Genomic DNA, 20,897 nt, shown 5'->3' on the forward strand with positions numbered 1-20,897 from the left:
CGACTATGACCTTGCTCTCCACTGGCACCGATTATGACGCGCTGGCGGCCGCCTTCCGCCCGATATTCACCCGCATCGCCCAGGGCGCCGCGGAACGCGAACAGCAGCGCGTTCTGCCCGAGGAGCCGATCCGCTGGCTGAAAGAAGCGGGCTTCGGCACGCTGCGTATCCCGCGCGAGAAGGGCGGCTGGGGTGCTTCGCTGCCGCAGCTCAGCGCGCTGCTGATTGAGCTGGCGCAAGCGGATTCTAACCTGCCGCAGGCCCTGCGCGCACACTTTGCTTTTGTGGAAGATCAGCTGAATCAGCCGGATTCCGCCGGGCGCGACCGCTGGTTTCGTCGCTTCCTTGACGGCGAGCTGGTGGGCAGCGGCTGGACGGAGATCGGCGCGGTTAAGCTGGGGGAGGTGAACACTCGGGTGACGCCGGCAGAGGGCGGCTGGCGACTCGACGGCGAGAAGTTCTACAGCACCGGCGCGCTGTACGCCGACTGGATCGATGTGTTTGCCCGGCGCAGCGATACCGGTGGCGATGCGATTGCCCTGGTCAGCACCCAACAGCCCGGCGTGGCGCGGGAAGATGACTGGGATGGCTTTGGCCAGCGGCTGACCGGCAGCGGGACCACCCGCTTCACCGACGCCCGGGTGGAAACCGACCACGTCTACGACTTTGCCCAGCGCTTTCGCTATCAGACCGCCTTCTATCAGCATGTGCTGCTGGCGACCCTCGCGGGCATCGGCCTGGCGGTTGAGCGGGATGCCGCGCAGGGCGTCAAACACCGGTCCCGGATGTACAGCCACGGCAACGCCGCCGTACCGCGCGATGATGCCCAGGTTCTGCAGGTCGTTGGGCAGATTAGCAGCTGGGCATGGGCGACCCGGGCCGCGGTCCTGCAGGCCGCAGAATCGCTGCAGCAGGCCTATGTGGCGCACGTCAGCGACGACGAAGCGCTGATCGCCCGGCGCAACCAGCTGGCGGAAGTGGAAGCGGCGCAGGCGCAGGTGATCGCCAGCGACTGGATCCCGCGGGCGGCGACGGAGCTGTTCAATGCCCTCGGAGCGTCGGATACGCGTACCCGTCTGGCGCTGGACCGTCACTGGCGCAATGCGCGGACGGTCGCCTCGCATAATCCGGTGATTTACAAGGCGCGCAATATCGGAAACTGGCTGGTGAACGGTGAGGCGCCGACCTTCATCTGGCAGATTGGCAATGGTGAGAAAACGGCGGGATAAGTCCGTCGGCGACGGGGGGCGCAATGCCTCCCGCCGCCGGGAAAACTAAGGTTTATCCAGCGACCAGGTGGCGCTGCGTACGTCGACTTTCACCGGCAGCAGGCCGATGCGCGTAAAGGTATCCGCCAGCGCCTGCTGTTCGTTATACACCGCCGGCGTCATGCGTTCAGCGCCGTAGGGCAGGCGGGCCAGGGTCTTCAGCCAGATGGCTTTATCCAGCCCGGTTGAGGTCGACAGAAGGCCGGCGGCCTCGTCCTGATGGCTGTTCGCCCACACACTGAGTTTACCCAGCTCATCCACCACCTGTTTTGCCGTCTCCGGGTAGGTATCCGCAAACTTACGGCTGGCGAGATAGAAGGTGTAGTGCGGCACCAGCCCCTCGGCGTTGCGTATTTGTCGGGCTTTCGCGTTGGTTTCCACTTCCGCGAGGAACGGATCCCAGATCACCCACGCATCAATCGCCCCGCGCTGGAAAGCGGCGCGGGCGTCCGCCGGCGGCAGATAGACCGGGGTGATGTCTTTATAGCTGAGGCCCGCTTTTTCCAGCGCGGCGACCAGCAGGTAGTTGACGTCAGACCCCTTGTTCAGCCCCACGCGCTTGCCCTTCAGATCGGCTACGCTGCGGATCGTCGACTGCTCCGGGACCACAATCGCTTCCGTTTTTGGGTTAGCGGGGGAGTGGGCAAGGTAGACCAGATCGGCTTGTGCCGCCTGGGCAAAGGCCGGCGGCGCATCGCCGGTGGCGGCCAGATCGATACTGCCGACGTTGAGCCCCTCCAGCATTTGCGGACCGGCGGGGAATTCGACCCAGCGGACGGCAATGCCCTGTTTTTTCAGGCTCTCATCCAGGGTGCCGCGATATTTCAGCAGCGCGAAGATGTTCGCCTTTTGATAGCCGATGTTGACGGTCTCCGGCGCTTTGGCCAGCGCGGAGGCGGAAAGGGCGGCGAGGACCAGCAGCCAGGCGGGGCGGAATCGGTTGGACATTGTCTGTTCTCCTTAGCGTTTTGCGTAAGGTAACAAACAGCGCTTATAACCATTAAATAACTAAATTTTAATTGATATAACAAAAGGTGGGTGAGAGGGCCCGCCGCGGCGACGCGTGGCGGGCCAGCAGGTTAATCGCAGGCGACAATCTTCATCGCCAGACCACCGCGGGAGGTTTCCCGGTACTTGGCGTTCATGTCTTTGCCGGTTTCGTACATGGTCTCAATGACTTTATCGAGGCAGACGCGCGGCTCGCTGGTCCGGCGCAGCGCCATTCGCGCGGCGTTGACCGCTTTCACGGCGGCGATAGCGTTGCGTTCGATGCAAGGCACCTGCACCTGGCCGGCGACCGGGTCGCAGGTCAGACCGAGGTTATGCTCCATGGCGATCTCTGCCGCGATGCACACCTGGCCCGGGCTACCGCCCAGCAGTTCCGCCAGACCGGCCGCCGCCATTGAGCAGGCGACGCCCACTTCACCCTGGCAACCCACTTCGGCGCCGGAGATCGAGGCGTTCATCTTATACAGCGAACCAATCGCGCTGGCCACCAGCATATAGCGGGCCAGGGAGTTGCTGTTCACCTTGCGGATAAACTTGTCGTAATAGGCCAGCACTGCCGGCACGATACCGCAGGCGCCGTTGGTCGGCGCGGTTACCACCCGGCCGCCGGCGGCGTTCTCTTCGTTCACCGCGAGAGCGAACATATTGATCCAGTCGACCACCGCCATCGGGTCGCTGTTGGTGGTGTCCTGGCTCACCAGCATGCGGCGCAGCGCGGCGGCCCGGCGCGGAACGCGCAGTTTGCCCGGCAGGACGCCTTCGGTGGTAATGCCGCGCTCAATCCCGGCGCTCATCACTTCCCACACCGCGGCGAAGTGTTGCTCCAGTGCCTCTTTACTGTGTAGCGCCAGTTCGTTCTGCATCATCAGGCCGGAGAGCGACAGCCCGGTTTCGCGGCAGTGACGCTGCAGGTCGGCGGCGTTTTTATAGGGGTAAGGGACGGCCACCGGCGCGTCGGTGGTCTGGCCGAAGTGCGCTTCATCGACGATAAAGCCGCCGCCGATGGAGTAGTACGTCTGGCTGTAGAGCACCTGGTCGCCGGCCAGGGCGGTGATGCGCATGCCGTTCTCATGCAGTGACAGGTTATCGGCATGGAAATTCATGCACTGATCGACCGGGAAGTCCACTTCGTGCTGGCCGTTGGCCAGCATCAGGCGACCATGGGTGTTAACGTCCTGAATAAATCCCGGAATGGCGTCAATGTCGACGGTGTCCGGCAGGTTGCCGGCGAGCCCCATGATAATCGCGATATCGGTATGGTGGCCTTTACCGGTCAGGGAGAGGGAGCCGTAGACGTCGACGACGACTTTGCTCACCTCGGCCAGCAGGCCGCGCGCGATCAGGTCGTCAGTAAATTGTTTGCCCGCTTTCATCGGTCCAACGGTATGGGAGCTGGAAGGGCCAATGCCGATTTTAAAGATATCGAATACGCTGATCATATGTATTCCCGTGCTGTCGGAAAGCGCGCCGCCGTTCAGCGGCGCGGGGGGGAGGTGTTGACTGAATTAGCTGAACAGCGAGTAGAAGATCGCGGAGATGGCAATCAGACCCATAATCACCACGAAGACGTTGCTAACGTGGCCGCTGTATTTACGCATCGCCGGCACTTTCTGAATCGCGTACATCGGCATCAGGAACAGGATCATCGCGATAATCGGGCCGCCCAGGGTCTCGATCATGCCGAGGATGCTCGGGTTCAGCGTCGCTACAATCCAGGTGGTAACCAGCATGAACAGCGCGGTCAGCTTGTTCAGTTTGTTGATTTCGATCGATTTGCCTTTACCGCGCAGGGACTTAATCACCATGCCATTAAAGCCTTCGCGGGCGCCCAGGTAGTGGCCGAGGAAGGATTTGGTGATGGCGATCATCGCGATGATCGGCGCCATCCAGGCAATGATTGGCGCGTTAAAGTGGTTCGCCAGGTAAGACAGAATCGAGATGTTCTGCTCTTTCGCCGCCGCCAGGTCTGCCGGAGAGAGGCTCAGAACGCAGCTGAAGACGAAGAACATCACGGTCAGCACCATCATGATGTGGGCGCGAGCCAAGATGCTGGAGCATTTTTTCTCGGCGCCTTCGCCGTACTCTTCACGCTTGGCAACCGCGAAGGAGGAGATGATCGGCGAGTGGTTGAAAGAGAAGACCATTACCGGGATCGCCAGCCACAGGGTCATCAGCAGGCCGTTGCCGGTGACGGAGGCGCCGCTCAGGGAGAGGGTCTCCAGCGCCGCGCCGTTCCACTGCGGGATCAGGTACAGCGCCAACACCATCAGGGCGATAACGAACGGGAACACCAGCACGCTCATCGCTTTTACAATCATCTGCTCACCGAAACGCACGATAGTCATCATGCCGACGATCAGGATCAGCGACAGAATAGCGCGCGGCGGCGGCGTCATGTGCAGCTGGTGCGCCATGAAGCTTTCGACGGTATTGGTGATCGCCACGCTGTAGACCAACAGGATTGGATAGATAGCGAAGAAGTAGAGCAGGGTAATCAGCTTACCTGCGCCTACGCCGAAGTGTTCTTCAACCACTTCAGTAATGTCTTCGCCCGGGTTTTTGCCGGAGAGCACGAAGCGGGTCATACCGCGGTGGGCGAAGAAGGTCATCGGGAAGGCCAGAATCGCCATGATAATCAGGGGGATCATGCCGCCGACGCCGGCGTTGATCGGCAGGAACAAGACGCCCGCGCCGATCGCTGTACCGTACAGGCCCAGCATCCACATGGTGTCGGTTTTACGCCATCCGCTGCGGGTTTCGCCCGAAACGATGGTGCTGGTTTGAGTGGTTTCCATCTGTATCTCCTGGAGGAATCAACAAAATCTAATGAACAAATACAATTGCGTAACACGAAATTCGTTTAATTACGGTTTTTTTAGAAATTTTCTCCGTAATAATTGGGCCGGAAAGATACATTTATATGGTTTATGCATCAGTGATCGCGATCTCAAATGCAATAATCCACTTTCAATGTGCGTATTTTTAGTCCAACAGCCTGTTTCTGGTGATCAGCCAGCGATTTGTGGCGCGCAGGCTACCATTTGCAGCATATGAGATAAAAGCGGGGCGGCGTAATAACGAGGGATTTACTGTAAAAAAGAGAAGTGGTCGACGTTTTTGCGCTTAAAACCATTTTTTGCAGTGATAATTGTCGCAGTTTTTACCAACGCAAACGATTGGCTATGTAAAAACAATTCAGGTGTTTGATTAGTCACAGAAAGGTTTTTGGCGCGTTTTGGAAGTCAGAGAAAGCGTGCCCGCCGGGGCAACAGGCGCTGCCCCGGCGGGACGGAAATCAGGCGATGATTTCGTAGCAGGGAATATAGGCGGTACCGCCAGGAAGCTTCATGCGGTGCTGGGCGACGAAGCCCTGCAGCAGATCGTCCATGCGGCGCATCATCTCCGGGTCGCCGTGCAGCTTGTATGGACCGTACTGCTCGATGGCCTGGATGCCCACCTCTTTGACGTTACCTGCGACAATGCCGGAGAAGGCGCGGCGCAGGTCGGCGGCCAGCACTTCCACCGGCTGGTCCGGGGAGAGTTTGAGGTTGGCCATGTTTTCATGGGTCGGATCAAACGGCATCTGCAGGTCCGGCGAGATACGAATCGACCAGTTGAAGCTGTAGGCGTCGTCGGTCTCGCGACGGCTCTCTTTCACCAGCGGCATCGCTTTTTTCATCTGCCGCGCCACTTCCGCCGGGTCGTCGATGATGATCCGGTAGTGGCGACGGGCGGATTCGCCCAGGGTATGGGTGATAAATTCGTCCAGCACGCGGAAGTAGTCAGCGCTCTCTTTCGGTCCGGTGAGGATCAGCGGCAGCACCTGCGCTTTGTTATCCGGATGCATCAGAATACCCAGCAGGTAGAGCAGTTCTTCGGCGGTGCCGACGCCGCCCGGGAAGATGATGATCCCGTGGGCGATGCGCACGAAGGCCTCCAGACGCTTTTCGATGTCCGGCATGATGATCAGTTCATTGACCAGCGGGTTTGGCGGTTCTGCGGCGATAATGGACGGTTCGGTCATGCCGATAAAGCGGCTGTCTTTGTAGCGCTGCTGCGCGTGGCCGACGGCGGCGCCTTTCATCGGCGCTTCCATCGCGCCAGGCCCGCAGCCGGTGCAGATATTCAGTTCCCGCAGTCCCAGCTGCGTACCGACGCGGCGGGCGTAGAGATATTCGTTTTCGTTGATCGAGTGGCCGCCCCAGCAGACGATCATGTTCGGCGCTTCGCCGACGTGTAGCGCGCGGGCGTTGCGCAGGATCGAGAACACCAGGTTGGTGATATGGACCGAACTTTCGAGATCGAGGTTCGGGAAGCGAACGGTATTGTGGATCTGGCCGTACACGAAGAGGATGTCGCGCAGTACGGCGAACAGGTTGGCCTGCAGGGAACGAATAATGCGCCCGTCAACGAAGGCGTCTTCCGGCGGGTTGATCAGTTCCAGCTTCACGCCGCGTTCGCGACGCAGCACGTTAATATCGAAATTTTCAAAACGGGACAGGAGCTCCTTGCTGTTATCGGTCAGGCTCCCCGAGTTGAGCACAGCAAGCGAGCAGTTGCGAAACAGTTGATACAGGTCGCTGCTGGCGGTGCGCTTAAGCATATCCACTTCCAGCTGCGACAGCATATCCATTGAACCAAGCGGGCTAACATGTGTAATCAAGTGAACTCCTTACAGGACGCTTATGGTCTTCCTGTGATTACAATAGCCCTGCGAGCGGCGTTTTCACAACCTTGCGCGCGCCTAAACGCACGCAAATTGTGAAAATGTTTATTATTGTCGGGCGAGGCGGCCGGTGGCAGGGGAAAAGTCGCCGTTGCTGCGCCAGGGGTTGATATCCAGACCACCGCGTCGCGTATAGCGGGCGTAAACGGAAAGCGATTCCGGCTGGCAGAAACGGAGAATATCGTTAAAGATGCGCTCGACGCATTGCTCATGGAATTCGTTATGGTGGCGGAACGAAACCAGATAGCGCAGGAGCTGCTCGCGGTCGATTTTCGCCCCACGATACTGGATCTGCACCGAGCCCCAGTCCGGCTGGTGGGTGATCAGGCAGTTGGACTTCAGCAGATGGCTGACCAGCGTCTCTTCCACGATTTTGCCGCTGGCGGCGCCCTGCAGGTAGTCGGCGCTGAACTGATAGTTATCGATCTCGATATCCTGATCGTCGATGCAGGCGCCGTGCAGGTGGGCAATCGGCTGGCCTTCCAGTTCATCCAGCCGATACAGCGACACCTTGACCTCGCCCTGCGCGCAGGCGCTCAGATCGCGGGTTAGCGTCTCTTCAACCTCCTGCCAGCTGGCGAAACGCGTCTGGTTTAAGCTGTTGAGATAGAGCTTAAAGCTTTTTGATTCCACCAGATTGACGGTGGTGTCGGGCAGTTCGACGTGGCCGACGGCCACCTGCGGCAGGCCTTTGCCGTTCAGCCAGGAGAGTTCGTAGAGCGTCCAGATATCGGCGCCGTGAAACGGCAGGTTGTCGGCATGCAGGCCAAGCGGGTCGCGGTTAAGGCTGCGCGGAACGCCCTGCAGCAGCGAGGCGTCATAGGTATCGCGGTAATCGGTTGATTTACCGAGCGTCAGGCCGGCCAGCGCCTGATGATTATCGTAAGAAGACATGTTTCACCATAGTAAAGCGGGTACACTATTACCCCAGTGTATCCTGTCTAACGTGAAGAGAGAAACCGGTGGACCATCAGACCGCAGAAGCGCTGCATGCTTTTACCCAACGTTATTGCGCCGCCTGGCAGCAGCAGCGCCACAGCCTGCCGCGCAGTGAAGAGCTTTACGGCGTTCCGTCGCCTTGCGTCGTCGACACCCAGGACGAGGCCGTTTTCTGGCAGCCGCAGCCGTTTTCGCTGGCGCAAAATATCAGTGCGGTTGAACGCGCCCTGGATATTGTGGTACAACAGCCGCTTCATTCTTATTATACCACTCAGTTTGCCGGCGATATGACCGGCCGGTTCGCCGGCGAAACGCTAACGCTGCTGCAGACCTGGAGTGAAGAGGATTTCCAGCGGGTGCAGGAAAACCTCATCGGGCACCTGGTGGTGCAGAAGCGGCTGAAGCTGGCGCCGACGCTGTTCATCGCTACCCTCGAGAGTGAACTGGATGTCATTTCCGTCTGTAATCTCAGCGGTGAAGTCGTCAAAGAGACCCTCGGCACCGCCAAACGCCTCACCCTTTCCCCCTCGCTTGCGGGTTTCCTCAACCAGCTTGAGCCGGTGCTGTAATCCAGTCTGCCTGGTCATTTGTGAGAGATCTCTTACAAAACCTGTAAGAGATCATCATCATTTAAGGCAAATTTAATCCAATCTTTTTTTGTTAAGTTATTGGTATTAAATTAGATCTTAATTTTTTCGTCCTTTTGAGTGGGGACTAATCTTAAGAGATTGTCTCAAGAAGGGTTGTAAGAAGAGGCAGAATCAGTGATCCTATGTCTGTCGACAGGAAGTCGCGAAATGAAGCGAACATCAGGATGATGGCGCTTCTGCAGGACCCGCCAGGATGGCGTTGCAAGGACAGGCTTCAGGATGAAGCAAGGATAACGCAGGATCGCGTAATGGACACCTCCAGGATGGAGAATGAGAGCCGCTCAGGATGAACGGTGGATCAGGAAGATCGGGACAAACTTAAGGATAAGTCATTTCACATCGGGGTGGTGTGAAAGCAGGATGCACGAGTTTATGGATGAACATGGTCAGGAGACCTCAGGAAAAGTTTTCAAGGACGAGCAGGGAGCACCAATGTAGCGGGAATGCTGCAAAACGAACCGGGAGCACTGTTTATACAGTGCTCCCTTTTTTTATTTCTCCTGCGGATTTGCTATCCTGCGCCCGGTTTTTAACTCATCGAGGTTTCCCCCATGACTCTTCACGATAGCGTGCGCGATCGCCTGCGCGCCATTGAAGCCCTGCTGCGCGAAACAGAACACTGGCAGGAGACGGCGCCGGACAGCAGCGCCTTCGCCAGCGATAAGCCGTTTTGCCTGGATACCCTGGAGCCGCTGGAGTGGCTGCAGTGGGTCCTGATCCCGCGTATGCATCAGCTGCTGGAGAGCGGCCAGCCGCTGCCGCAAAATTTCGCCGTTGCGCCGTATTACGAAATGGCGCTGGATCAAGCCCACCCGGTTCGCAAATCCATGCTGGCGGAGCTGCTGCTGCTGGACGCGCTGTTTGCCGGTGAGCAGGCCTGATGCTGGAGATAATCTACCAGGACGACTGGCTGGTGGCGGTCAACAAACCGTCGGGCTGGCTGGTGCACCGCAGCTGGCTCGATCGCGATGAGAAAGTGGTGGTGATGCAGACCGTGCGCGACCAGATCGGTCAGCACGTTTTTACCGCCCATCGCCTCGACCGGCCCACCTCCGGCGTCCTGCTCATGGGGCTGTCAAGCGAGGCGGGTCGGCTGCTGGCGCAGCAGTTCGAGCAGCATCAGATCCAGAAGCGCTACCATGCGATCGTCCGCGGCTGGCTGATGGAAGAGGCGCTGCTCGATTATCCGCTGGTGGAAGAGCTGGATAAAATCGCCGATAAGTTCGCCCGCGAAGATAAAGGCCCGCAGCCGGCGGTGACCCATTATCGTGGTCTGGCGACGGTAGAGATGCCGGTCGCTACCGGGCGTTATCCCACCACGCGCTACGGGCTGGTGGAACTGGAGCCGAAAACCGGCCGCAAGCACCAGCTGCGCCGCCATCTGGCCCACCTGCGTCATCCGATCCTCGGCGACAGCAAGCACGGCGATCTGCGGCAAAACCGCAGCGCCGCGGAGCATTTCGGCTGCCACCGCCTGATGCTGCACGCCAGCGAACTGTCGTTAACTCATCCCTTTACCGGTGAGCCGCTGACCCTGCGCGCCGGTTTTGACGACGTCTGGATGCGTGCGCTGTCGCAGTTTGGCTGGCGCGGGCTTCTCCCGCTAAATGAAAGGGTTGAGTTTGCCGACGACTGCGGTCAGGATGAAGAGAATAAGGACAATCCTGGGAGATAATAGCATGGCGGAAGTCGGAATTTTTGTCGGCACCATGTACGGCAACTCGCTGCTGGTTGCGGAAGAAGCAGAAGCGATCCTCAGCGGACTGGGACACAAGGCTACCGTGTATGAGGATCCGCAGGTCAACGACTGGGAATCCTATACGGGGAAGTATGTGCTGGTGGTCACCTCCACCACCGGGCAGGGCGATCTGCCGGACAGCATCGTCCCGCTGTATGAGGGCATCAAAGATATGTATCAACCTCACCTGCGTTACGGCATTATCGCGCTGGGCGACAGCACCTACGCCAACTTTTGCGGCGGCGGCCTGAAGTTCGATCAGCTACTGCAGGAGCAGGGCGCGAAGCGCATCGGCGAGATGCTGAAGATTGACGCCAGCGAAGATCCGGAGCCGGAGAGCGTCTCTAATCCATGGGTTGAGCAGTGGGCTACCCTGCTAGAATAAAAGCGCTGCCCTCTCCCTACGCAGAGGGCGCCCTTTCAAGCTGTCGCGGCCAGATACGCGGACAGCAAAAGTGTAGCCCTTTTCGGGCCGCACGCCTTCAGGCAAATGCACAATATCCTTAGCAATATCATGGGTTAAGCTAGCCAGTTTCACCGCGTCAAGAGAGGTATTTCACACTCCGGCTCTTTTTGCTGCCCTTTTGACCACCCGCGGCGCTGGTTTTTCATTTCCGTGAACTTCCCCCCATTCTTTCAGGCATACGCCATAAACCACCTGCAATAGCGGCGTAAAAGCTGTGTAGATGCACGGTGAGCCGCGGTGTGCCTCTTCATATACTGCTCCAGCCAGTGACAAATGCAGTGCCAGATATAACGACAACTATCAAAACACGACCACGTCATTCTGATTACCCTACAGGTTGTGCTGTTCAGAATGAACGTAGCTAAACGCTATGATTCAGGAGTACAACAATGAGTTCATTAAGTCAGGCGGCGACGGCGGCTGAAAAGCGCACCAATGCCCGCTACTGGATAGTGGTGATGCTGTTTATCGTCACCTCTTTTAACTATGGCGACCGGGCGACGCTGTCGATCGCCGGTTCGGAAATGGCCAAAGATATCGGCCTGGATCCGGTGGGGATGGGGTATGTCTTCTCCGCGTTCTCATGGGCTTATGTCATCGGCCAGATCCCGGGCGGCTGGCTGCTCGACCGCTTCGGTTCGAAGCGCGTCTATTTCTGGTCGATCTTCATCTGGTCGATGTTTACCCTGCTGCAGGGCTTCGTCGACATCTTCAGCGGCTTTGGCATTATCGTCGCGCTGTTTACCCTGCGTTTCCTCGTTGGCCTGGCCGAATCGCCGTCGTTCCCGGGTAACAGCCGTATCGTGGCCGCCTGGTTCCCGGCGCAGGAGCGCGGCACGGCGGTGGCGATCTTCAACTCCGCTCAGTACTTTGCCACCGTTATCTTCGCGCCGATCATGGGCTGGCTGACGCATGAGGTGGGCTGGTCGCACGTCTTCTTCTTTATGGGCGGCCTGGGGATTGTGATTAGCTTTGTCTGGCTGAAAGTGATCCACGATCCGAACAACCATCCGGGAGTAAACAAGAAGGAACTGGAATATATCGCCGAAGGCGGCGCCCTGATCAACATGGATCAAAAGAGCAGCGCGCAGAAGGTGCCGTTCAGCGTCAAAATGGGCCAAATCAAGCAGCTGATCGGATCGCGGATGATGATCGGCATCTATATCGGTCAGTACTGCATTAACGCCCTGACCTATTTCTTTATTACCTGGTTCCCGGTTTACCTGGTGCAGGCGCGCGGCATGTCGATCCTCAAAGCGGGGTTTGTCGCCTCCGTTCCGGCGGTGTGCGGGTTCGTCGGCGGGGTGCTGGGCGGGGTGATCTCTGACTGGTTAATGCGCCGCACCGGCTCGCTGAACATTGCCCGCAAAACGCCGATAGTACTGGGGATGCTGCTCTCCATGACCATGCTGATGTGTAACTATGTCAACGTGGAGTGGATGGTGATTGGCTTTATGGCGATGGCCTTCTTCGGCAAAGGGATCGGCGCGCTTGGCTGGGCGGTGATGGCGGATACCGCGCCGAAAGAGATTAGCGGTCTTTCCGGCGGCCTGTTCAACATGTTCGGCAATATCTCCGGTATCGTCACCCCGATCGCTATCGGCTATATCGTCGGCACCACCGGCTCGTTCAACGGGGCGCTGGTTTACGTCGGCATCCATGCCCTGGTGGCAGTGCTGAGCTACCTGGTGCTGGTGGGCGACATCAAACGTATTGAACTGAAACCTGTAGCGGGACGTTAATCATGACTACCCAATCCAGCCCGATTATTACAGAGATGAAGGTCATTCCGGTGGCCGGACACGACAGCATGCTGCTGAACATCGGTGGGGCGCATAACGCCTGGTTTACCCGCAATATCGTGGTGTTGACCGATAACGCCGGCAACACCGGCGTGGGCGAAGCCCCTGGCGGTGAGGTTATCTACCAGACGCTGCTGGCGGCGATCCCGCAGGTGGTAGGTCAGGAGGTCGCCAGGCTGAATCGCGTGGTGCAGCAGGTACACAAAGGCAATCAGGCGGCGGATTTCGACACCTTTGGCAAAGGGGCGTGGACCTTTGAACTGAAAGTCAACGCGGTAGCGGCGCTGGAGGCCGCGCTGCTCGATCTGCTCGGCAAAGTGCTCAATGTGCCGGTCTGCGAGCTGCTGGGGCCGGGCAAGCAGCGTGATGCCGTCACCGTGCTGGGCTACCTGTTCTATATCGGCGATCGGCAGAAAACCGACCTTGGTTATCTGGACCATACGCCGGGCGATCACGAATGGTATCGCCTGCGCCACCAGCAGGCGTTGAGCAGCGAAGCGGTGGTGCGCCTGGCGGAAGCCGCTCAGGATCGCTACGGTTTCAAAGACTTTAAGCTGAAGGGCGGCGTGCTGCCCGGCGAGCAGGAAATTGACACCGCCCGGGCGCTGAAAAAGCGCTTTCCGGATGCGCGCATCACCGTCGATCCTAACGGCGCCTGGCTGCTGGATGAGGCGATCGCCCTGTGCAAAGGGCTGCAGGATGTTCTGACCTACGCCGAAGATCCGTGCGGCGCCGAGCAGGGTTTTTCCGGCCGGGAGGTGATGGCCGAGTTCCGCCGCGCCACCGGGCTACCGGTCGCCACCAATATGATCGCCACTAACTGGCGCGAGATGGGTCATGCGGTGATGCTCAACGCCGTCGATATTCCGCTGGCGGACCCGCACTTCTGGACGCTCTCCGGCGCGGTACGAGTGGCGCAGCTGTGCGACGAATGGGGGCTGACCTGGGGCTGCCATTCCAACAACCATTTTGATATTTCCCTGGCGATGTTTACCCACGTCGGCGCCGCGGCGCCGGGTCAGCCCACCGCCATCGACACCCACTGGATCTGGCAGGAAGGCGAGGCGCGCCTGACCAAAAATCCGCTGCAGATTATTAACGGCAAGATTGCCGTGCCAGACGCGCCGGGACTCGGCGTGGAACTTGACTGGGAGCAGGTGCGCAAAGCCCATGAGGCCTATAAAGCGCTGCCGGGCGGCGCACGCAACGACGCGGGCCCGATGCAGTACCTGATCCCCGGCTGGACATTCGACCGCAAACGTCCCGTTTTCGGCCGCCACTAAATTACAAAAGGATGATGCTATGACGACTTTCTCTTCCACGCCCGTTGTCACCACCATGCAGGTGATCCCGGTTGCCGGCCATGACAGTATGCTGATGAATCTGAGCGGGGCCCACGCTCCGTACTTCACCCGCAATATCGTGATTATCAAAGATAACGCCGGCCATACCGGCGTCGGTGAAATTCCGGGGGGCGAAAAAATTCGCCAGACTCTGGAGGATGCCATTCCGCTGGTGGTGGGCAAAACGCTGGGCGAGTATAAAAACGTGCTCGGCGCGGTGCGCAATCAGTTCGCCGACCGTGACGCCGGCGGCCGCGGCCTGCAGACCTTTGACCTGCGCACCACCATTCACGTGGTGACCGGAATCGAAGCGGCGCTGCTGGACCTGCTGGGTCAGCACCTTGGGGTCAACGTCGCCTCGCTGCTCGGCGATGGACAACAGCGCAGCGAAGTTGAAATGCTGGGCTACCTGTTCTTTATCGGTAACCGCCACGCCACGCCGCTGGCCTATCAGAGCCAGCCGGATGAACAATGCGAGTGGTATCGCCTGCGCCATGAAGAGGCGATGACGCCGGATGCGGTGGTCCGCCTCGCGGAAGCGGCGTATGAAAAATATGGCTTCAACGACTTTAAGCTGAAGGGCGGCGTGCTGGCCGGTTTTGAAGAGGCCGAAGCGATCAGCGCTCTGGCGAAGCGCTTCCCGAATGCCCGCGTGACCCTCGATCCGAACGGCGCCTGGCTGCTTGAAGAAGCGATTCAGATTGGCAAGCAGCTGAAGGGAGTGCTGGCCTATGCGGAGGATCCGTGCGGCGCTGAGCAGGGCTTCTCCGGCCGCGAAGTGATGGCGGAGTTCCGTCGCGCGACGGGCCTGCCGACCGCCACCAATATGATCGCTACCGACTGGCGGCAGATGGGCCATACGCTCTCCCTGCAGTCGGTGGATATCCCGCTGGCGGACCCGCACTTCTGGACCATGCAGGGATCGGTTCGCGTGGCGCAGATGTGCCATGAGTTTGGCCTGATCTGGGGATCGCACTCTAATAACCACTTCGACGTGTCGCTGGCGATGTTCACCCACGTTGCGGCTGCGGCGCCGGGCAAGATCACCGCTATCGATACCCACTGGATCTGGCAGGAGGGCAATCAGCGTCTGACCAAACAACCATTTGAAATTAAAGGCGGAATGGTGCAGGTGCCGAGCACGCCGGGTCTGGGGGTTGAGCTGGATATGGACCGCGTAATGCAGGCAAATGAGCTATATAAGAAACATGGCCTTGGCGCCCGCGACGATGCGATGGCGATGCAGTACCTGATCCCGGGCTGGACCTTTGACAACAAGCGTCCATGCATGGTGCGCTAAAAGGCCGCCGGCCTCTGCGGGGGCCGGCATTGCGCGATAGCCACAAGGGTTAGCTCAGAGTAAGGACTGCAGATGAAAATAGTGATCGCACCGGATTCCTGGAAGGAGAGCCTGAGCGCGCTGGAAGTAGCCAGTGCGATAGAGCAAGGCTTTCGCGAGATTTATCCTGACGCGGAATATGTCAGGCTGCCGGTTGCCGACGGCGGGGAAGGGACGGTGGAAGCCATGGTGGCGGCGACCGGCGGGCATCAGGTTCCGCTGACGGTGACCGGGCCGCTGGGGGAGCCGGTTGAGGCATTTTATGGGCTGTCCGGCGATCGCCAGTGCGCCTTTATCGAAATGGCGGCGGCCAGCGGGCTGGAAAGCGTTCCCCCGGCGCAGCGTAACCCGCTGCTGACCACCTCCTGGGGCACCGGGGAGCTCATCCGCCATGCGCTGGACGCTGGTGTGCGGCAGATCATTATTGGCATTGGCGGCAGCGCGACCAATGACGGCGGCGCCGGCATGGCGCAGGCGCTGGGGGCGAAACTGCTGACCTCCGACGGTCAGCAGATCGCGCCAGGGGGCGGTGCGCTGGAGACGCTGGCGCGCATCGATCTTAGCGAGCTGGATCCACGGCTGGCAGATTGTCGGATTGAAGTGGCCTGCGACGTTACCAACCCGTTGACCGGCCCGCAGGGCGCCAGCGCGGTATTCGGCCCGCAAAAAGGGGCGACGGCGCAGATGATTGACCTGCTTGACGGCGGCCTGCGGCACTATGCCCGGATCATCGCCCGTGATTTAGATTGCGACGTGCTGAGCCTGGAAGGCGGCGGCGCGGCGGGCGGGATGGGCGCGGCGCTGTATGCGTTTTGCGGCGCTCAGCTGCGCCCGGGCATTGAGATTGTCACCGATGCGCTGCAGCTGGCGGAGCGGGTGGCGGATGCTGATTTAGTGATCACCGGGGAAGGGCGTATTGACAGTCAGACTATCCACGGTAAGGTGCCGGTGGGGGTGGCCCGGGTGGCGAAGCGATTTAACGTACCGGTGATCGGGATTGCCGGCAGCCTGACCGCCGATGTCGGCGTCGTGCATCAGCACGGGCTGGATGCGGTATTCAGCGTGTTGTACACCATCTGCACTCTGGATGAAGCACTGGCCAATGCCGCCGCCAATCTGCGGATGACGGCGCGAAACGTCGCCGCGGTTTTGCAGATGGGCGGTAAGCTGTAATTGAGGGATCCCGGCTGGCGCGGCTTCCCGGGAATGTCTCAGCGATGTTGAGGCCGCCAGCACCGGCAGTTTCAGCAGCGCAAGTGAGTAAATTTACGGCAGGCCGCACGGACCGTAGGCCGGGCAAGGCACCGCCGCCTCCCGGCGCAAAAGCGGCTCTCTTCCCACAACACGGCCCGAAGGCCTATACCTGGCGAGCCGGGTGCAGGCCGGGAAGCCCTGCGGTTTTAGACGCCCATCCGGCACGATTCGCGCGCCACATTGTCCATCTCATCTAACAGCTCAAGCAGCTCCGGCTCCAGATCCTCGGCGGCGGTGCCTGCGCGCAGCTGGCTCTCCAGGGTGTGGCACAGCTTTTTCAGCCGCGGCACGCCGCTGTAGCTGCAGCTGCCATGCAGTTTGTGGATCAGATCCACCAGCCCTTCCGGCTGCTCGCCAACCAGTTGCTCTTCCACTTTGTTACGTACCTCCGGCATAAAAGCGATCAGCATCTGCAGCATCTCCCTCGCCAGATCTGGCTTCATCGCCGCCTGGCGCAGCGCCAGCTGCCAGTCGAGCGTCTGGTTATGGTCGATGACCGGCTCTGTGGGCGGTATCGCCGCCGGGGCGATGCTGTGTACTCCGGGCTGATAGCGCAGCAGCAGGGCGTGCAGTTTCTCTTCTTCGATCGGCTTCGCCAGATAGTCGTTCATGCCGGCGCTCAGGAGCTTCTCGCGCTGGCCCTCCAGGGCGTGTGCGGTGACGGCGATTACCGGCGTTAGCTGGTGATGCGGCAGATGATGGATAAGCTCACAAGCGCGGATACCGTCCATATCCGGCATCTGAATATCCATCAGGATCAGATCCATCTGCAGTTGCTTGGCCTTGTCCACCGCCTGCTGGCCGCTGTCGCAGAGGATCACCTGCTGCACAAGGTCATCCAGCAGGGCGCCAATGAGCTTCAGGTTTGCCGGGTTGTCGTCGACGGCCATCACGGTCATCGGCAGCTTATGGCTGTCGGCCTGCGTCAACGGCGCGGAGGCTGTCGCATGATTGGTGGCCACCAGCGCTGGCAGTAAACGGGTAGTGGTGAGCGGTTTCAACAGGCAGGCGGCGACGCCATCGCGTTTCAGGGCTTCGGCGCTAACCTGGGCATGACACGGCAGAGCCAGCAGTACGTTGTCTGACATCGCGCAGGCTTTGGCTAATTTTTCCCGGTGCGGTGACAAATCGCGCATTGAGACCGGGATACCGACCAGCAGAATGTCGTACTGGGCTTCCGCCAGCGAGGAGAAGGTGGGGCTGTAGATCACCTCCAGCGGCGTGGCGGCCAGCATCTCCAGCGTGCACTGCGCCGCCGTTGCGTTGGCTTCCACATAGGCCAGACGCTTGCCCGCCAGCCCGTCGGTATTCAGCATATCCGGGATGGCGTTCGGGTTGAGATCGAGGTTGATATGGAACCAGAAGGTGGAGCCGCGGTTCGGCTGACTGTGAAACGAGATATCGCCGCCCATCTCCTTGACCAGACGCTGGGTGATCACCAGCCCGAGCCCGGTGCCGCCGTGGCGGCGTGAAATACTGGCATCGGCCTGACGGAAGGCCTGGAACAGCCGGGACTGATCGCGCTCGGGGATGCCGATGCCGGTATCGTGGATCTGAATTTCGATCTGCACCCGCGAATTACTGATGGCCCGCTGCTCCACCAGCACGTCGATATTACCGTGCTCGGTAAATTTGATGGCGTTGCCCACGAGGTTGGTCACAATCTGCTGCAGACGCAGCGGGTCGCCGATGACGTTATCCGGCACGTTGTTCTTAATGTTCAGCGTCAGCTCCAGCCCCTTATCATGCGCGGAATGCGCCAGCAGGGTGACCACCTCATCAAGCGAGGTGCGCAGCAGGAACGGAATGCTCTCCAGGATGAGTTTCCCCGCCTCCAGCTTGGAAAAGTCGAGCACGTCGTTGATGATCGCCAGCAGATTATTGGCCGAGCGTTCGATGGTGGTCAGGTGGTCGCGCTGCGTGGCGTTGAGTTCGGTTTTCAGCGTCAGGCGGGTAAAGCCGATCACCCCATTGAGCGGGGTGCGCAGTTCGTGGGACATATTGGCCAGGAATTCAGACTTAATGCGCGCCGCCTCCTGGGCGCGCTTTTTCGCCAGGTCCAGTTCGACGTTCTGAATCTCCATCTGCTCAAGGGTTTCCCGCAGGTCGGAAGTCGCCTGGTCGACGTTGTGCTGCATCTCCTCATGGTACGCCGCCAGCGACATGGCCATCGAGTTGATGCCGTTTTTCAGCATATCCAGCTCGCCGAGCATAAAGCCCTCGACCCGACTGTCCAGCTGCCCGCGGCGGATGCGGTCGACGGTATTGACCATATTGCGGATAGGGCCGGTGACGTCGCGCATCAGGCGCCAGCCGAAGATCAGCGCAATGCCGATGCAGAACAGCATCATCACGCTGGAGATGAAAATCTCTTTGTACTGCTGCAGGCGGACCGATTTCAGATCCAGCTCCAGCGCGACGTAGCCCAGCATATTGCCCGGCATTTTGGCATCGGATTCGGGGGATTCATCCGGCGAATAACTTTCCGAGACGATCGGCGTACGCAGGATCATCATGTCGCCGTCGCGGATGACGCTGAGACGACGGGGAAACGCCTCGCCTTTTGGGATCTGCAGGTCGCTGGGGTTGAGCTGGTAATTGGAGGTGACAAACAGGCGGTTATGCGAATCGTACACCGAGATGGCCCGCACGATCTCCGAGTGGCGACGATGCAGAACGCTGATCAACTGGCCGATGGATTCGCGGTTTTGCAGATTCATGCCATATTCGCTGGAGACCGCCAGCGGCTCAATAATGCTGGTGCCGGCGTCCTCCAGCTGACGTTGCAGGTCGTTATAACGGTGAGCGACAAAGAAAACACTGAGCAACAGCCCTATCAGGACGGTTGGCGCCAGAATCAGAATCATCATGCGAGCACGCAGGCTGTAGTTGGTCATGCGGTTCCATTATGGGAGAATATAGACATCATCGTTCGGTGCGCGTCGGTGCGCTTCGCGGCGCTGCCGCTCTGAACGAGCTCGTTTTATTTGATTGAGACAACTCTCTACGATGGCGCAATTCTACTCTGCAAAACGGCGTGTGACGACGCGCCAGATCATAACCGTTACAGTCAACGACCTCGATCCCTTTGGCCAGGGCGTGGCCCGCCACCAGGGGAAAGCGCTGTTCGTCGGCGGCGTGCTGCCGCAGGAGCAGGCTGAGGTGGTGCTGGTGGAAGACAAAAAGCAGTACGCCCGCGCCCAGGTGAAACGCCGTCTGACCGACAGCCCGCAGCGCCAGGCGCCGCGCTGCCCCCATTTTGGCGTTTGCGGCGGCTGCCAACAGCAGCATGCCAGCATCACGCTTCAGCAGCAAAGTAAACGCGCCGCGCTGGCGCGCCTGATGAAGCGCGAGGTGGATGAGATCATCGCCGGCGAGCCGTGGGGCTATCGCCGTCGCGCGCGCTTAAGCTTGAATTATCAGCCAAAGACCCAACAATTGCAGATGGGTTTTCGTCAGGCCAGCGACAAAGCGATCGTCGAGGTGGTGCAGTGCCCTGTTTTGGTGCCCCAACTTGAGGCGCTGCTGCCCGCCGTGCGCGAGTGCTTAAGCGCGCTGAGCGCATTACGCTGCCTTGGCCATGTCGAGCTGGTGCTGGCGGACAACGGCCCACTAATGGTGCTGCGCCATACCGCTGCGCTGCCGGCCGCTGACAGGGAAAAACTGGAACGTTTTTCGCAAACTCACGGTCTTTCCCTGTACCTCGCGCCGCAAAGCGAGATACTGGAACATATTCACGGCGAAGCGCCATGGTATACCTCAGACGGACTACGCTTAGTGTTCAGTCCGCGGGATTTTATCCAGGTCAACGACGGCGTGAATCAGCAGATGGTGCGTACCGCGCTGGCGTGGCTGGATCTGCAGCCCGAAGACCGGGTGCTGGATCTGTTCTGCGGGATGGGCAATTTTACCCTGCCGCTGGCGACTCGCGCCGCCCACGTGGTCGGGGTGGAAGGGGTGCCGGCGCTGGTGGAGAAGGGGCGGGAAAATGCCGCCCTCAATGGTTTATCCAATGTCACCTTCTTCCATGAAAATCTGGAAGAGGATGTCACCCGCCAGGCCTGGGCGAAGCACGGCTTTGATAAAGTGCTGCTGGACCCGGCCCGCGCCGGCGCGCCGGGCGTGATGCCGCATATTATAAAACTGGCGCCGCGGCGGGTGGTGTATGTTTCCTGCAACCCGGCGACGCTGGCGCGAGACAGCGAAACCCTGTTGCAGGCTGGATATCAGATTCAACGCCTGGCGATGCTGGATATGTTCCCGCATACCGGTCATCTGGAATCAATGGTGTTGTTTGAGCGCAGGCTTACATAAGGTCATTCACAACGTCGCAGAAGAGCCGCCCCGGCCATCAATGCTGACGC

Annotated in this window: 16 protein-coding genes; 10 read left to right on the plus strand and 6 right to left on the minus strand. The window is 59.7% G+C overall.

Annotated features, from left to right (window positions below):
* Positions 1–5 precede the first annotated feature (5 nt).
* Positions 6–1,229, plus strand: coding sequence for an acyl-CoA dehydrogenase family protein (locus tag KHQ24_RS12160; RefSeq protein ID WP_064178247.1), 1,224 nt, complete (start codon positions 6–8; stop codon positions 1,227–1,229).
* Positions 1,230–1,274: 45 nt separating this feature from the next.
* On the opposite strand, the gene KHQ24_RS12165 is transcribed toward KHQ24_RS12160, so the two are convergent.
* The 5 genes from KHQ24_RS12165 to queF form a co-directional block, all read right to left on the minus strand.
* On the minus strand, positions 1,275–2,216 hold the full coding sequence (locus KHQ24_RS12165; RefSeq protein ID WP_032456530.1) for a sulfonate ABC transporter substrate-binding protein: 942 nt from the start codon (positions 2,214–2,216) through the stop codon (positions 1,275–1,277).
* Positions 2,217–2,347: 131 nt separating this feature from the next.
* Positions 2,348–3,715, minus strand: a complete 1,368-nt coding sequence (locus KHQ24_RS12170; protein ID WP_017899189.1) for an L-serine ammonia-lyase — start codon at positions 3,713–3,715, stop codon at positions 2,348–2,350.
* A gap of 66 nt (positions 3,716–3,781) precedes the next feature.
* Entirely contained in the window at positions 3,782–5,071 is a 1,290-nt protein-coding gene (locus KHQ24_RS12175; protein WP_004205549.1) for an HAAAP family serine/threonine permease, read from the minus strand.
* A 500-nt stretch (positions 5,072–5,571) separates the two neighbouring features.
* A complete protein-coding gene (gene ppnN, locus KHQ24_RS12180) occupies positions 5,572–6,939 on the minus strand; it encodes a nucleotide 5'-monophosphate nucleosidase PpnN (protein WP_004205551.1) in 1,368 nt (455 codons plus the stop codon).
* A gap of 111 nt (positions 6,940–7,050) precedes the next feature.
* Positions 7,051–7,896 (minus strand): NADPH-dependent 7-cyano-7-deazaguanine reductase QueF, encoded by an 846-nt coding sequence (gene queF / locus KHQ24_RS12185; RefSeq protein WP_211777297.1) that lies wholly within the window; start codon positions 7,894–7,896, stop codon positions 7,051–7,053.
* Positions 7,897–7,964: 68 nt separating this feature from the next.
* Between queF and syd the strand changes: the two genes are divergently transcribed.
* The 8 genes from syd (at position 7,965) to KHQ24_RS12225 (ending at position 16,452) form a co-directional block, all read left to right on the plus strand.
* Positions 7,965–8,510 (plus strand): SecY-interacting protein, encoded by a 546-nt coding sequence (syd, locus tag KHQ24_RS12190; RefSeq protein ID WP_004205553.1) that lies wholly within the window; start codon positions 7,965–7,967, stop codon positions 8,508–8,510.
* A 632-nt stretch (positions 8,511–9,142) separates the two neighbouring features.
* Entirely contained in the window at positions 9,143–9,472 is a 330-nt protein-coding gene (locus KHQ24_RS12195; RefSeq protein WP_211777298.1) for a YqcC family protein, read from the plus strand.
* Entirely contained in the window at positions 9,472–10,266 is a 795-nt protein-coding gene (gene truC / locus KHQ24_RS12200; protein ID WP_004205557.1) for a tRNA pseudouridine(65) synthase TruC, read from the plus strand. Before KHQ24_RS12195 ends, truC begins: the two co-directional genes overlap by 1 nt.
* 4 nt (positions 10,267–10,270) lie before the next feature.
* A complete protein-coding gene (locus KHQ24_RS12205) occupies positions 10,271–10,714 on the plus strand; it encodes a flavodoxin (protein ID WP_004205560.1) in 444 nt (147 codons plus the stop codon).
* 470 nt (positions 10,715–11,184) lie between these two features.
* A complete protein-coding gene (locus tag KHQ24_RS12210; RefSeq protein WP_004205562.1) occupies positions 11,185–12,537 on the plus strand; it encodes an MFS transporter in 1,353 nt (450 codons plus the stop codon).
* Positions 12,538–12,539: 2 nt separating this feature from the next.
* Positions 12,540–13,880 carry an enolase C-terminal domain-like protein gene (locus KHQ24_RS12215; RefSeq protein WP_023319020.1) on the plus strand — a complete coding sequence of 447 codons (1,341 nt, stop codon included), beginning with the start codon at positions 12,540–12,542 and terminating at the stop codon, positions 13,878–13,880.
* 19 nt (positions 13,881–13,899) lie between these two features.
* Positions 13,900–15,240 carry a glucarate dehydratase gene (gene gudD / locus KHQ24_RS12220; protein WP_211777299.1) on the plus strand — a complete coding sequence of 447 codons (1,341 nt, stop codon included), beginning with the start codon at positions 13,900–13,902 and terminating at the stop codon, positions 15,238–15,240.
* A 72-nt stretch (positions 15,241–15,312) separates the two neighbouring features.
* A complete protein-coding gene (locus KHQ24_RS12225) occupies positions 15,313–16,452 on the plus strand; it encodes a glycerate kinase (RefSeq protein ID WP_159215133.1) in 1,140 nt (379 codons plus the stop codon).
* Between the two features lie 227 nt (positions 16,453–16,679).
* Here KHQ24_RS12225 and barA read toward each other — a convergent pair whose 3' ends face one another.
* On the minus strand, positions 16,680–19,430 hold the full coding sequence (barA, locus tag KHQ24_RS12230) for a two-component sensor histidine kinase BarA (protein WP_159215132.1): 2,751 nt from the start codon (positions 19,428–19,430) through the stop codon (positions 16,680–16,682).
* Positions 19,431–19,542: 112 nt separating this feature from the next.
* Between barA and rlmD the strand changes: the two genes are divergently transcribed.
* A complete protein-coding gene (gene rlmD / locus KHQ24_RS12235; protein WP_048325535.1) occupies positions 19,543–20,847 on the plus strand; it encodes a 23S rRNA (uracil(1939)-C(5))-methyltransferase RlmD in 1,305 nt (434 codons plus the stop codon).
* Positions 20,848–20,897 lie beyond the last annotated feature (50 nt).

The sequence above is a fragment of the Klebsiella sp. 54 genome (assembly GCF_018223875.1).
Taxonomy (GTDB): Bacteria; Pseudomonadota; Gammaproteobacteria; order Enterobacterales; family Enterobacteriaceae; genus Klebsiella; species Klebsiella quasipneumoniae.

Bases quoted from the DNA above. Each gene is read 5' to 3' on its own strand.
- KHQ24_RS12160 (WP_064178247.1), top strand. From the start codon at position 6: ATGACCTTGCTCTCCACTGGCACCGATTATGACGCGCTGGCGGCCGCC.
- KHQ24_RS12165 (WP_032456530.1), bottom strand. From the start codon at position 2,216: ATGTCCAACCGATTCCGCCCCGCCTGGCTGCTGGTCCTCGCCGCCCTT.
- KHQ24_RS12170 (WP_017899189.1), bottom strand. From the start codon at position 3,715: ATGATCAGCGTATTCGATATCTTTAAAATCGGCATTGGCCCTTCCAGC.
- KHQ24_RS12175 (WP_004205549.1), bottom strand. From the start codon at position 5,071: ATGGAAACCACTCAAACCAGCACCATCGTTTCGGGCGAAACCCGCAGC.
- queF (WP_211777297.1), bottom strand. From the start codon at position 7,896: ATGTCTTCTTACGATAATCATCAGGCGCTGGCCGGCCTGACGCTCGGT.
- KHQ24_RS12195 (WP_211777298.1), top strand. From the start codon at position 9,143: ATGACTCTTCACGATAGCGTGCGCGATCGCCTGCGCGCCATTGAAGCC.
- truC (WP_004205557.1), top strand. From the start codon at position 9,472: ATGCTGGAGATAATCTACCAGGACGACTGGCTGGTGGCGGTCAACAAA.
- KHQ24_RS12205 (WP_004205560.1), top strand. From the start codon at position 10,271: ATGGCGGAAGTCGGAATTTTTGTCGGCACCATGTACGGCAACTCGCTG.
- KHQ24_RS12210 (WP_004205562.1), top strand. From the start codon at position 11,185: ATGAGTTCATTAAGTCAGGCGGCGACGGCGGCTGAAAAGCGCACCAAT.
- KHQ24_RS12215 (WP_023319020.1), top strand. From the start codon at position 12,540: ATGACTACCCAATCCAGCCCGATTATTACAGAGATGAAGGTCATTCCG.
- gudD (WP_211777299.1), top strand. From the start codon at position 13,900: ATGACGACTTTCTCTTCCACGCCCGTTGTCACCACCATGCAGGTGATC.
- KHQ24_RS12225 (WP_159215133.1), top strand. From the start codon at position 15,313: ATGAAAATAGTGATCGCACCGGATTCCTGGAAGGAGAGCCTGAGCGCG.
- barA (WP_159215132.1), bottom strand. From the start codon at position 19,430: ATGACCAACTACAGCCTGCGTGCTCGCATGATGATTCTGATTCTGGCG.
- rlmD (WP_048325535.1), top strand. From the start codon at position 19,543: ATGGCGCAATTCTACTCTGCAAAACGGCGTGTGACGACGCGCCAGATC.